The 12,250-nt window shown below is 71.0% G+C and carries 11 protein-coding genes; 3 read left to right on the forward strand and 8 right to left on the reverse strand.

Going from position 1 to position 12,250, the window contains the following annotated elements; genetic code table 11:
• Positions 1 to 133: 133 nt before the first annotated feature.
• The gene (locus ACH4S8_RS33090; protein ID WP_398400656.1) at positions 134 to 820 is read left to right on the forward strand and encodes a M23 family metallopeptidase; all 687 of its coding nucleotides are present in this window, start codon (positions 134 to 136) and stop codon (positions 818 to 820) included.
• A 263-nt stretch (positions 821 to 1,083) separates the two neighbouring features.
• Here ACH4S8_RS33090 and ACH4S8_RS33095 read toward each other — a convergent pair whose 3' ends face one another.
• The gene (locus ACH4S8_RS33095) at positions 1,084 to 1,716 is read right to left on the reverse strand and encodes a TetR/AcrR family transcriptional regulator (RefSeq protein WP_398400658.1); all 633 of its coding nucleotides are present in this window, start codon (positions 1,714 to 1,716) and stop codon (positions 1,084 to 1,086) included.
• 171 nt (positions 1,717 to 1,887) lie between these two features.
• On the opposite strand from ACH4S8_RS33095, the gene ACH4S8_RS33100 reads away from it, so the two are divergent.
• Positions 1,888 to 3,498 (forward strand): MDR family MFS transporter, encoded by a 1,611-nt coding sequence (locus tag ACH4S8_RS33100; protein ID WP_398400660.1) that lies wholly within the window; start codon positions 1,888 to 1,890, stop codon positions 3,496 to 3,498.
• 155 nt (positions 3,499 to 3,653) lie between these two features.
• On the opposite strand, the gene cseC is transcribed toward ACH4S8_RS33100, so the two are convergent.
• From cseC to ACH4S8_RS33125, 5 genes are all read right to left on the reverse strand, one after another.
• Positions 3,654 to 5,222, reverse strand: coding sequence for a two-component system sensor histidine kinase CseC (cseC, locus tag ACH4S8_RS33105; protein WP_398400662.1), 1,569 nt, complete (start codon positions 5,220 to 5,222; stop codon positions 3,654 to 3,656).
• A gap of 7 nt (positions 5,223 to 5,229) precedes the next feature.
• Entirely contained in the window at positions 5,230 to 5,937 is a 708-nt protein-coding gene (gene cseB, locus ACH4S8_RS33110; RefSeq protein ID WP_398400664.1) for a two-component system response regulator CseB, read from the reverse strand.
• Between the two features lie 17 nt (positions 5,938 to 5,954).
• Complete coding sequence (locus ACH4S8_RS33115) at positions 5,955 to 6,605, reverse strand: hypothetical protein (RefSeq protein ID WP_398400666.1); 651 nt, start codon at positions 6,603 to 6,605, stop codon at positions 5,955 to 5,957.
• Positions 6,593 to 7,132: a SigE family RNA polymerase sigma factor gene (locus tag ACH4S8_RS33120; protein ID WP_339130720.1), complete on the reverse strand. Its 540-nt coding sequence runs from the start codon at positions 7,130 to 7,132 to the stop codon at positions 6,593 to 6,595. Before ACH4S8_RS33120 ends, ACH4S8_RS33115 begins: the two co-directional genes overlap by 13 nt.
• Positions 7,133 to 7,422: 290 nt before the next feature.
• A complete protein-coding gene (locus tag ACH4S8_RS33125; RefSeq protein WP_398400668.1) occupies positions 7,423 to 8,340 on the reverse strand; it encodes an A/G-specific adenine glycosylase in 918 nt (305 codons plus the stop codon).
• A gap of 191 nt (positions 8,341 to 8,531) precedes the next feature.
• On the opposite strand from ACH4S8_RS33125, the gene ACH4S8_RS33130 reads away from it, so the two are divergent.
• Positions 8,532 to 9,362, forward strand: a complete 831-nt coding sequence (locus tag ACH4S8_RS33130; protein ID WP_398400670.1) for a hypothetical protein — start codon at positions 8,532 to 8,534, stop codon at positions 9,360 to 9,362.
• A gap of 207 nt (positions 9,363 to 9,569) precedes the next feature.
• On the opposite strand, the gene disA is transcribed toward ACH4S8_RS33130, so the two are convergent.
• Both disA and radA read right to left on the reverse strand, forming a co-directional pair.
• Positions 9,570 to 10,694, reverse strand: a complete 1,125-nt coding sequence (gene disA / locus ACH4S8_RS33135) for a DNA integrity scanning diadenylate cyclase DisA (RefSeq protein ID WP_398400672.1) — start codon at positions 10,692 to 10,694, stop codon at positions 9,570 to 9,572.
• Between the two features lie 77 nt (positions 10,695 to 10,771).
• The gene (radA, locus tag ACH4S8_RS33140) at positions 10,772 to 12,172 is read right to left on the reverse strand and encodes a DNA repair protein RadA (RefSeq protein WP_398400674.1); all 1,401 of its coding nucleotides are present in this window, start codon (positions 12,170 to 12,172) and stop codon (positions 10,772 to 10,774) included.
• Positions 12,173 to 12,250 lie beyond the last annotated feature (78 nt).

A 12,250-nucleotide genomic window follows, 5' to 3' on the forward strand; every position in this document is an offset into this window, starting at 1 on the left:
TACTACTTTGCACCGTAGATGGGGGGTTTGAGTGCGGCTGGGGGCGCGGGTTACCAATGAATGGCCAACACGGCAGCAAGCGGTTCGCCGGAGTTGTTGTTCAGTCCCTTGTCCCCGTCTCCACGAGGTATTCATGTCGAAGCGCGTCACGTCCCGCAAGTCCCTCACGTCCATGGTCCGCACTCGGGCGGCCGTTGTGGCCGTCAGCCTGGGCGCCACGGCCGTACTGGGCGCAGGGGTCGCGACCGCCGCCGAATCCGGCGTCAGCGCCAGTGCCACCGTCACCGCCGCCAACGGCGTGCAGACCCAGGCCGCCGCGCAGGCCAAGGCGGCCGCCGTGAAGAAGGCCGCGGCCGCCAACAAGGCCGCCCTCGCGAAGAAGGCCGCCGCGAAGAAGGCCGCCTCCTGGATCGACCCGGTCGCGAAGTACACGCTGTCCGCCACCTTCGACCAGGCCGGCGGCATGTGGGCCCACAAGCACTCCGGCCAGGACTTCGCCGTCCCGCAGGGCACCAACGTCATGGCCGCGCACGGCGGCACCGTTGTCAAGGCGGGCCCCAACGGCGCCGGTGACGGTCCGGCGTACGGCAACGCCGTCGTGATCAAGCACGCCGACGGCAGGTACTCGCAGTACGCCCACCTGTCGCGCATCGACGTGCGCGTCGGCCAGACCGTCTCCACCGGTCAGCACATAGCCCTGTCCGGCAACACCGGCAACTCCAGTGGCCCGCACCTGCACTTCGAGATCCGTACGACCCCGAACTACGGCTCGGCCATCAACCCCGTGGTGTTCCTGCACAGCATGGGTGTCACCGTCTGACCCACCTGCGCGCCGGTGATCCGGTGCGAAGCCCCGGCATGAAGTGCCGGAGGAGAACAGGGACGCGAGCCCTGGCGCCGAACAGGCGCCAGGGCTCGTACCTGTGCGTCCCGGAACGGGCGCCGGGCGATTCCGTCTTCGTGGTCCGAAACCGGCGCCGGGCGATTCCGCCTGCGTGGTCCGGAACGGGTGCCGGGTGACTGTGCCTTCGTGGTCCGAAGTCGGCGCCGGGTGACTCCGCCCGGCGATCCGGGAGCCCGCCGCTAGGAGCCGTCGCCCCCGTGGGCCGCTTCGCCCCCGTGGGCCCCTCCGCCCGTGTGGGCCTGTGTCACCAGATCGATGGCGACCTCCAGGACGGCCTTGCGCTTGTCCTCGGGGTCGCCTTCGACGTCCTTGAGGACGAACATGCCGGCGTGCATCGTGAAGAGCGCACTGATGCAGCGGACCTGGTCGGTCAGCTCCGCCTCGGGCTCCTTGATGATCTCCAGCATGCTGATCATGCGGTCCTTGAAGGTCTCGCCGATGCTCAACTCGCGTACCGTCGCCTGGTTCTCCTGCATGAAGCGGAAGAGCGGGGACGCGCCGCCGAGGGCGTCGCTGTAGCGGCGCAGGACCTCCTGCTTGGTCTCCAGCGTGTGCGGCTGCTGCCTGCCCCACTCGATCAGTTCGTCGAGCGGGCGCGTCAGATCCTCGAAGAGACTGATGAGGATCTCTTCCTTGGTCTTGAAGTGGTAGTAGAGCGCCGCTTTGGTGACATCGAGGTGCTCGGCGATCTCGCGCAGCGAGGTCTTCTCGTAGCCCTGCTCGGAGAAGAGTTCGAGGGCTACGTCCTGGATGCGCTGCCGAGTGTCGCCCCGGCGCTGCTGCCGCTTGATGCCGTCCATGGTGCCGCCCATCTTCGTATGCCTCGCGCTCCCTTGAAACTTACCTGTCGACCGGCAGGCAAAACTAGCCCTACTTACTTGACGCCCGGCTAGTTGCGGCGCTACTTTCCTGAGTGTACTTAGCTTGCCGGTCGACAAGTAAGTAGCCGGACGGCAGCGGAACGACTCAGGGGAGTGGGAACGATGGCGGACGAGACGAAAGCGGCCGAACCGGCCGCGGAGCAGGCCGGGGAACCGGCCGGGGGTGAGAAGCAGCAGCGGAGCGTACGCGTCGTCCTGATGGCGCTCATGATCGCCATGCTGCTCGCGATGCTGGACAACATGATCGTGGGCACCGCGATGCCGACGATCGTCGGCGAGCTGGGCGGCCTGGAGCACCTCTCCTGGGTGGTCACCGCTTACACCCTCGCCACCGCGGCCTCCACCCCGATCTGGGGCAAGGTCGGCGACATGTACGGGCGCAAGGGCGCCTTCATGACCTCGATCGTGATCTTCCTGATCGGTTCCGCGCTCAGCGGCATGGCCCAGGACATGGGCCAGCTCATCGGCTTCCGCGCCATCCAGGGTCTGGGCGCCGGCGGTCTGATGGTCGGCGTCATGGCGATCATCGGCGACCTCATTCCGCCCCGCGAGCGCGGCAAGTACCAGGGCATGATGGCCGGCGTGATGGCCTTCGCCATGATCCTCGGCCCGCTGGTCGGCGGCAGCATCACCGACCACTGGGGCTGGCGCTGGTCCTTCTACATCAACCTGCCGCTCGGCGTCGTCGCGCTCATCGCGGTCAGTGCCGTGCTGCACCTGCCGAAGAAGCGCGTCCAGGCGAAGATCGACTACCTGGGTGCCGGTCTGCTCGCCCTCGGCATCTCCTCCATCGTGCTGGTCACCACCTGGGGCGGCAGCGAGTACGCCTGGGGCTCCGCGCGGATCATGGAGCTGATCGGGATCGGCGTCGCCGCCCTCGTCGGCTTCGTGTACTGGCAGACCAAGGCCGCCGCGCCGGTCATGCCGCTGCACATCTTCCGCAGCCGCAACTTCACCCTGATGTCGACGATCGGCTTCATCACCGGCTTCGTGATGTTCGGCGCGGTCCTCTTCCTCCCGCTGTACCAGCAGTCCGTCCAGGGCGCGTCCGCCACCAACTCCGGTCTGCTGCTCCTGCCCATGCTCGGCGCCATGCTCGCCGTGTCGATGGTCGCCGGACGCGTCACCACCAACAGCGGCCGCTACAAGATCTTCCCGCTCGTCGGCAGCGTGCTGATGATCATCGGTCTGTTCCTGCTCTCGCAGATGGACACCGAGACCACGCGGTTCACCTCCGGGCTGTACATGGCGGTGCTCGGCGCGGGCATGGGCTGCCTGATGCAGATCACGATGCTCGTCGCGCAGAACAGCGTCGAGATGAAGGACATGGGCGTCGCGTCCTCGTCCACCACCCTCTTCCGTACGCTCGGCTCGTCGTTCGGCGTCGCCATCATGGGCGCGCTGTTCAACCACCGGGTGCAGGACGTCATGGCCGAGCGGGCCGGGGCGCTCGGCTCCAAGATGACCGAGAAGTCGGCGCAGCTCGACGCGGCCAGCCTGGCCAAGCTGCCGGCCGCGGCCCGGGACGCCTACCAGCACGCGGTGTCCGCCGGCACGCACTCCGCGTTCCTGCTCGGTTCCGCCGTCGCGGTGCTCGCGCTGATCGCCGCGGTGTTCGTGAAGGAGGTCCCGCTCAAGGGAGCAGGAGCGGGAGCGACCGAGTCCGGAGCGTCGGACGAGGCACCCCAGGTCCCGCTCGCCGAGGCGGTCTGACCGGACCGGACAAGGCCGGACCGGGCCGGACCCGGTCGGGGGTCGGCCCACCCCGGCCCCCGATTCCCCCCGATTCCCCGGCTCCTCACGACGAAGGCCCCCGGCGTTGTCCGCCCCGGGGGCCTTCTCCTGCGCGCGGCGCCCGTGTGCGGCGTCTACTTCCCGGACACCGGCAGCATCGGGTAGCTCCCGGTGCTGGTCGGCGCGTGCTCCGGCAGCCACAGCACCGCGACCGCACCCTCGGCCGGTACGCCGTCGGGAGCCCCGGCGGGCCGTACGTTGCGGAAGGTCAGCCGCGCGCCGAGCACCCTGGCCTGGCCGGCGGCGATGGTGAGGCCGAGTCCGTGGCCGTCGCCCGAACGGTCGGTGCTCCCGGTGCGGAAGCGGCTCGGCCCCTCGGCGAGGAGCTTCTCCGGGAAACCCGGGCCGTGGTCGCGGACGCGGATGACCCGGCCCTCGACGGTGACCTGGATCGGCGGCCTGCCGTGCCGGGCCGCGTTGGCGAGGAGGTTGAGCAGGACGCGTTCCAGCCGGCGCGGGTCCGTCGTGACCTCCGACTCGTGCACCACCCGCACCTCGACGTCCGCTCCCTTGGCGGCGATCCGCCGGGCCACGAACTCGCCGAGCATGATGTCCTGCAGCTCGGCCCGCTCCGAGGCCCCGTCGAGCCGGGCGACCTCCAGGACGTCCTCGACGAGCGTGCGCATGGCCTGCGCGCGGTCCCGCACCAGCTCGGTGGGGCGGCCGGGCGGCAGGAGTTCGGCCGCCGTGAGCAGTCCGGTCACCGGGGTGCGCAGCTCATGGGCGATGTCGGCGGTGACCCGGCGCTCGGCCTCGATGCGCTGCTGGAGCGCGTCGGCCATGGCGTCCACGGCCCGCGCCAGATCGTCGGTCTCGTCGAGCACGACACCGCCGATCGCGTCCCGCACCCGGACGTCCGGCTCGCCCTTGGCGACCCGGTTCGCCGCGGCCGCCGCCTTGCGCAGCCGGCGCGACAGCTGGCCGCCGATCAGCACACCGAGCGCGCTGCCGCCGAGGACGACCGCGATGGAACCGATGATCAGCGCCTGGTCGAGATCCTTCATCACGTCCGCGTTGCGGTCCGTGAAGCGCTCGTGCCAGGACAGCACCTGGCCGTTCCTGAGCGGTACGGCGGCCCAGATGTCCGGCACACCGTTCGAACTGTCCGACACGTAGGTCGCCCGCCGGCCCTGAGAGACCTTCACCAGCAGGTCCGACGGAATGGAGGGATCGTCTATCTTCGCCCCGAACGGCGGCGGCCGGCCCGGTCCGTACATGCGCTCGGCGAGCTGGATGCGCTCGTCGGCCAGGTCGCGCGAGTTGTCCAGCATCGACACGCGGGCCGCGTTGTGCACGACCAGGCTCAGCGCGACGGCGACCAGCGCGCCGACCAGCGCGATCGCGGTGCTGAGCTTCCAGCGGATGCCCGTGCGGATGCTCGTACCCGAATCCGTGCCCCGGTCGATGCCGATGCCGATGCGCCGGCCCCTGACCGCGCCGGGACCCCGGCCCCCGGCGGCGCTGCGGTCCCTGCCGGTGTCCCGGCCGAGCACCTCGCTCCTGCCGGCGTCGCCGCCGGCACCGAACCCCCCGCGCCGAACGTCGCTCACACCGACCCCCGCCTCCGCGCGGCCGCCCGGAAACCGTCCCCGTCCGGCGGCCGGGGCCCTGTCCACGGCAGAGCGCCGAAATATCCCCCGCATGGCGTGCTCAGGCTTTCAACTTGTAGCCGAAACCGCGGACCGTCTCGATACGGTCCTGGCCGATCTTCGTACGCAGTCGCTGCACATGGACGTCGACCACCCGCGTGTCCCCGCCCCAGCCGTAGTCCCACACCCGCTCCAGCAGCTTGTCGCGGCTCAGCACCGTCCCGGGCGCGGCCGAGAACTCCAGGAGCAGCCGCATCTCGGTGGGCGTCAGCGCCACCGGCGTACCGCCGCGGGTCACCTCCATGCCCTCGGTGTCGATCTCCAGGTCACCGAAGACGAGCACCCCGCCCTCCACCGGGGCGTCCCCCTCGGACGCCGCGCCCGCGCCGCCGCTCGCGTGCCCGAAGCGGCGCAGCACCGCGCGGATACGGGCGACCAGCACGGCGCCGTCGAAGGGCTTGGTCACATAGTCGTCGGCGCCGGCCTCCAGGCCGAGCACGACGTCGATCGAGTCGGCGCGCGCGGACAGCATGATGACCGGCACGGTCGACTCGTCGCGGATGCGGCGGCACAGCGACACACCGTCGAGCCCGGGGACCATCACGTCCAGCAGGGCGATGTCGGGGCGGTCGGCGCGGAACGCCTCCAGGCCCGAGAGTCCGTCGGGCATGGCCGTCACCGCGAAGCCGTCGCGCTCCAGGGCGAGTTGCGTGGCCTCGCGGATGACGTCGTCGTCCTCGACGAACAGGACGTGGGTCTGGTCTGCCATCCGGCTGCTCCGCCCGTTCAGTTCGCGTCCGGGGCGGGCGAACCGGAGCCGCCCACCGCGTTGCTGTAGTCGTTGTGGATCCGGGACTGCTCGACGAAGTGCGTCGAGGACCAGCTGTAGGTGATCACTTCCTCGCTGGACGGGTACGACACCGGGTCGCCCTTCTTGTACAGCTGCTGGGTGACCACCAGATCGCCCCGGTCGATCTCGGCGTAGACCGGCGGTTCCTCGGTCTTGAAGACATTCTGGTACCGGCCGTTCTTCTCGCGATAGACGTAACTGCCGACACCCACGGCGTCGGCACAGGTCATCACGTTGATCACGACGTCGTTCACGGACCCGCCGGTCAGGTCCCCGTACGACACGTCGACCGGGTACTCGTCGGCGACGCACGGCTTGAGGTCACGCTTGACCGCGGCGCTGACCCCCGGGTCGTCCTTGACGATCTTGACCGCGTCCACGCGCCGGGGCGCCCTGGTGGGCGCACTGGAGACGACGGGCTTGATACCGCCCTTGGCGACCGCGTCACCGCCCGCCGGACCCTCGTCGCGGGCACCGGTGCCCCCGGTGGCGCACGAGGTCACGAAAAGGCCGAGGGCGGCGAACCCGGCCGCCGCCGAACTCCCCGCCTTCAGGGCCGTTCTGGCCCGGACTCCTAGGCCGCGCAACGCTCCCGCTCCTCACGTTCGAGCGCGCGCGCGTCCAGGTCGCGGCTCTCCAGCTCCTCGCGGAGCCGGGCCAGCGCCCGGTGCAGCGTGCTCTTGACCGTTCCGGCCGACATGCCGAGCGCGGCGGCCGTCTCCTCCGTGGACATCTGCTCCCAGTGTCGCAGCACCACCACACTGCGCTGCTTGGGTGCCAGCACCTTCATGATGTCCATCAGCAGCGCGCGGTCCGCGTGCTGCTCGGTGGCGTCCTCCACGCAGGCGTCCGGGAGTTGTTCGGTGGGCACCTCTTCGAGCTTGCGGGCCCGCCACCACTCGGTCCGCGTATTGATCATCACGCGGCGCAGGTAGGCGTCGGCGAGACGTTTGTCCGCGATGCCCTCCCAGCGGCCGTACGTCCGCACGAGCGCGGTCTGGAGCAGGTCCTGGGCGTCGACCGGGTCGGGGACCAGGCGACGGGCACTGCGCAGCAGCGCGTCCTGCCGAGTGCGGACGTACTCCTCGAATTCGAGCACCTCGCCGTGCGCCATGATCAACCGCCTCCATCCCCGTTTCCGACCCGCCCGCTGCCGGTTGTCCGTCGCCTGCGTACCGCCGGCTCGTCCGCCGCCGGTCGGGCGGCGCTTCCTGCGGTACGGCACTGAAGCTACGGAGGCGTTGTCACGGGGTTGTCCGAGACAGCCTGCGGCCAGCACTCGGCTGTCCGTCGGTTGTGTAACGGCTGTGGGTTCGGGGTAGGAGGAGTTGGACCTATGTCCCGGTCGATCCGGTTATGGGGCCTGTCCGGTGTCGTGACAGGTAAATGTCGCCTGTCGCGGCACTAGGTGAGAGGCAGTCGATACAGACCGCCGGGGAGCGGCTCCACCAGACCGTCGGCGACGAGTCCGTCGAGCGCCCGGCCCCGCTGCACCGGCTCGTCCCACACCCGGTCCAGCGCGCTCTGCGGGACCGGTACATGCGCCTCCCGCAGGACGGCCAGCAGCTTGCCGCGCACCTGGCGGTCCGTGCCCGCGTACGTCTGGCCCTTGCGCGGCGGCCCGTCGTGCTCCGGCTTGCCGGCCAGCCGCCAGGCGCACTGCGCGGCGATCGGGCAGCGGTGGCACGTCTCGTTCTTCGCCGTGCAGACCAGCGCGCCGAGCTCCATGGAGGCGGCGGCCCAGCGTGCCGCCGTGCTCTCGCTCTCGGGCAGCAGGGCGCGGGCGAGCCTGCGTTCGGCTGCGGTGGTGGCGTTCGGCGGGTACTGAACGCCGGTGACGGCCCGGGCGAAGACCCGGCGGACGTTCGTGTCCAGCACGGGATGGCGCTGGCCGTACGCGAACGACGCGACCGCCGCCGCCGTGTACTCGCCGATGCCGGGCAGCGCCAGCAACTGAGCGTGATCGGTCGGTACGTCGCCGCCGTGCCGTTCCGTTATGGCCACCGCGGCGCCGTGCAGTCGCAGGGCGCGGCGCGGGTAGCCGAGCCGCCCCCAGGCCCGGACGGCCTCCCCGGGCGCGTCCTGCGCCAGGTCGGCGGGGCGCGGCCAGCGGGCCAGCCACTGCTCGTACACGGGCAGGACGCGGTTGACCGGGGTCTGCTGGAGCATGAACTCGCTGACCATCACCCCCCAGGCGCCGGCATCGGGATGCCGCCAGGGCAGATCGCGGGCATGCTCGTCGAACCAGGCGATGACGGGGGTGTGGAGGTCCTCGCCGGGGGCGTTGCGGAGGGGCCCGGTGGGCTCGGTGGGTGCAGTCATGGCATGACCGATCCTGCCATGCGCCGGTGACGATGCGGGGACGACGCCGGGGGCGGGCGGTGGTGAAAGACCGCACCCGGGGCTGTCGCGGCTCCGGAACGGATGCCCACCGGGATGATGATCCGGAAAAGTTGGTACCGGGGCGGCGGGTGGGGCCTGCGGCACGGCCGATCTCTCGTACAGTTTGCGCCGTGGGATCTCTGCGCAATCCGGTCGGGCCGCTACCCTCCACCATCTACTGGCGTCGGAGGGCCGTTCTGCTGTCCGTACTAGGGCTGTTGGCGCTTCTCACCGTCTGGGTGGTCGGCACCGGTTCGGGCGGCGGCCACAACACCGCGGGCGGGTCGAACGGCAAGAACCCCGCCTCCACGATCACGCCCGGGCCGTCCGGTTCGGGTCCCGCGATCAGTCAACACCCGGGCGGGCGCGACGAGTCGAGCGGCGACGCCGACAGCGGCGGCGGCACGGGCGGGGGTTCCGGCGACGGTTCCGGTGACGGCTCCGGTGACGGTTCGGGCGACGGCTCCACGGGTTCCGGCGCGAGCACCGGCGGCGGATCCGACGACGGGGCCAAGAGCGGCGGCGGGGCGGCCGATCGGCTCCCGGCCGGCTCCACCGTCCCCAACTGCACCCCGAATCACGTGAAGTTGACGCTCAAGAGCGTGCGCAACACCTACGCGCCCGGAGAGCAGCCCGAGATCGAGATCGTCGCCAAGAACACCTCGGGCAGCGACTGCAAGGTCGATCTCGGCCCGAAGAGCACGGTTCTGACGATCACTCAGTCGGGCAGCGACAAGGACATCTGGGCCTCGGACGACTGCCCGAAGGACGCCGCGGGCATCCTCCTGCGCGTGCCGGCCGGCGGTCGGACCGTCCACACGGTGAAGTGGGACCGCAAGCCCGGCGCCCCCTCGTGCGCCACGCCCCCTTCGGGCTCGGCCTCCGCCGGCACCTACCTGGTCGAGGCGAAGGCGCCGGGACTGGCGAAGGCGCAGACGTCGTTCGTCCTGTCCAAGGACTGAGCACCCCCGACCGGAGGGCGTGAACCCGGAGCTCGGCGGACGGGTGCGACGGGTGCGACGGGAGCGCGGCCGATGACCGTGACCCCGGTCCGGCCGATGGCCACGACCGGGGTCCGGCTGATGGCCGTGACCGGGGTCCGGAGAATCCGGGTCCGGCCGATCGCGGCCCGGAGAACCCCGGGCCGCCCCGGCCGGCGGAGAGGACTCCTAGACGTAGCGCTCCAGGATCGACGACTCGGCGAGACGCGACAGCCCCTCGCGGACGCTGCGCGCCCGTGCCTCGCCCACGCCGTCGACCGTCTGGAGGTCGTCCACGCTCGCGGCGAGCAGCTTCTGGAGCCCGCCGAAGTGCTCCACGAGCCGGTCGATGATCGCGCCGGGCAGTCGCGGCACCTTCGCCAGGAGCCGGAAGCCGCGCGGAGAGACCGCGGAGTCGAGCGCCTCGGGGGAGCCGGTGTACCCCAACGCCTTGGCCACCGTGGACAGTTCGAGGAGCTCGGCGTGAGAGAGCGCGTCCAGCTCGAACAGCGCCTCGTCGACCGTGCGGGAACGCTTGGCGGTCGGCTCGGGCACGTAGTCCCGGACGACCAGCTCGCGGTCGGGCTCGACACCGGCGATCAGCTCGTCGAGCTGGAGGGTCAGCAGTCGCCCGTCCGTGCCCAGTTCCACGACGTACTCGGCGATCTCGGTGGCGATGCGGCGCACCATCTCCAGTCGCTGGGCGACCGCCGAGACGTCCCGGACGGTGACGAGGTCCTCGATCTCCAGCGCCGACAGCGTGCCCGCGACCTCGTCCAGCCGGAGCTTGTAGCGCTCCAGGGTCGCGAGGGCCTGGTTGGCGCGGGAGAGGATCGCGGCGGAGTCCTCCAGGACGCGGCGCTGGCCGTCGACGTACAGGGCGATCAGGCGCATCGACTGGGAGACCGAGACGATGGGGTAGCCGACCTGCTTGCTCACCCGGTCCGCGGTGCGGTGCCGGGTGCCCGTCTCCTCCGTGGGGATCGTCGGGTCGGGCACCAGCTGCACACCCGCCCGCAGGATCTTGGTGATGTCCTTGTCGAGCACGATGCCGCCGTCGAGCTTGCACAGCTCGCGCAGCCGGGTCGCGGTGAACTCGACATCCAGGACGAATCCACCCGTGCACATCGCTTCGACGGTCTTGTCGGAGCCCAGCACGATGAGTCCGCCGGTGTTGCCCCGAAGGATCCGCTCCAGCCCGTCGCGCAGTGCCGTACCGGGTGCCACGGCGCTGAGTGCGGCGCGCATCAGGCCATCGGCACCGGAGCTCCCGCCGGACTTTCCGGGAGCTGCTGCCCGGTCGTTGGCTGCCACTGCACTCCTCCGGTCGCGGGTTTCCGGTCGCCCTCGGTTCGTACGGACGGGCGAGACCAGGGCAAAGTCTACCGGCGCTACTCCTCGTCCCGTGGGGCCTCTCTGCGACGCGAGCGCGGAAGGACACTCAGAGCCGCGCCGATGTCGGCCACTTCCAGGACCTTCATACCGGCGGGGACCTTGCCCGGATCGGTCGGTACGAGGGCGTGGGTGAAGCCGAGACGATGGGCCTCGGCCAGCCGGCGCTGGACACCCGTGACCCGTCTGACCTCGCCCGCGAGCCCCACCTCGCCGATCGCCACCAGGTTCTTGGGCAGCGGGATGTCACTGGCGGCGGACGCCAGCGCGAGCGCGACGGCGAGGTCCGCGGCGGGCTCGGAGAGCTTCACCCCGCCGACGGTCGCGGAGTAGATGTCCCGCTTTCCGAGAGCGCTGATCCGGCCCCGCTGCTCCAGGACGGCGAGCATCATCGAGACGCGGGAGGTCTCCAGACCGGAGGTCGTCCGGCGCGGGGAGGGGATCTGGGAGTCCACGGTGAGCGCCTGGACCTCGGCGACCAGGGGACGGCGGCCTTCGAGCGTGACGGTCAGGCAGGTGCCGGGGACGGGCTCGGCGCGGCGCGTCAGGAAGAGCCCCGACGGGTCGGCGAGCCCGGTGATGCCCTCGTCGTGCAGTTCGAAGCAGCCGACCTCGTCCGTGGTTCCGTAGCGGTTCTTGACCCCTCGGACGAGCCTCAGGCGCGCGTGCCGGTCGCCCTCGAAGGACAGGACGACGTCCACGAGGTGTTCGAGCAGCCGGGGGCCGGCGATCGCGCCGTCCTTGGTGACGTGGCCCACCAGCAGGGTGGACATGCCGCGCTCCTTGGAGGCGCGGATGAGCGCGCCCGCCACCTCCCGGACCTGGGCCATGCCGCCGGGCGCACCGTCGATCTCCGGGGAGGCGACGGTCTGGACGGAGTCCAGGATGAGCAGCGACGGCTTCACCGCGTCCAAATGGCCGAGGACGGCCGACAGATCGGTCTCCGCGGCGAGATAGAGGTGGTCGTCGATCGCCTTGATGCGGTCCGCGCGCAGCCGCACCTGGCTGGCCGACTCCTCACCCGTCACATAGAGCGTGCGGTGTTCGTCACTCGCCGACTTGGCGGCCACGTCCAGCAGGAGGGTGGACTTGCCGACGCCGGGCTCGCCCGCGAGGAGGACGACGGCCCCGGGCACGAGACCGCCGCCGAGGACGCGGTCCAGCTCGGGCACGCCGGTGCTGCGGGCGGCGGCCTGACGGCCGTCGACCTGTCCGATGGGCACCGCGGACGTGGTGACCCGGCCCGGCGCCGTCGTGCGCACGGCGGGTGCGCCGTACTCCTCGACCGTCCCCCATGCCTGGCACTCGGCGCAGCGGCCGAGCCATTTGGCCGTCTGCCAGCCGCACTCGGTGCAGCGGTAGGACGGCCGGTCCTTCGCGGATTTCGTACGGGCAGCCATGACCGAACCGTAGCCGGACCCACTGACAACCCGGCACGCGCCGGTACGACCAGGCCTGCGCCCGGCTCCGGGGCCGCC

Origin of the sequence: Streptomyces sp. NPDC021080 (genome assembly GCF_044333225.1) — a bacterium.
Taxonomy (GTDB): Bacteria; Actinomycetota; Actinomycetes; order Streptomycetales; family Streptomycetaceae; genus Streptomyces.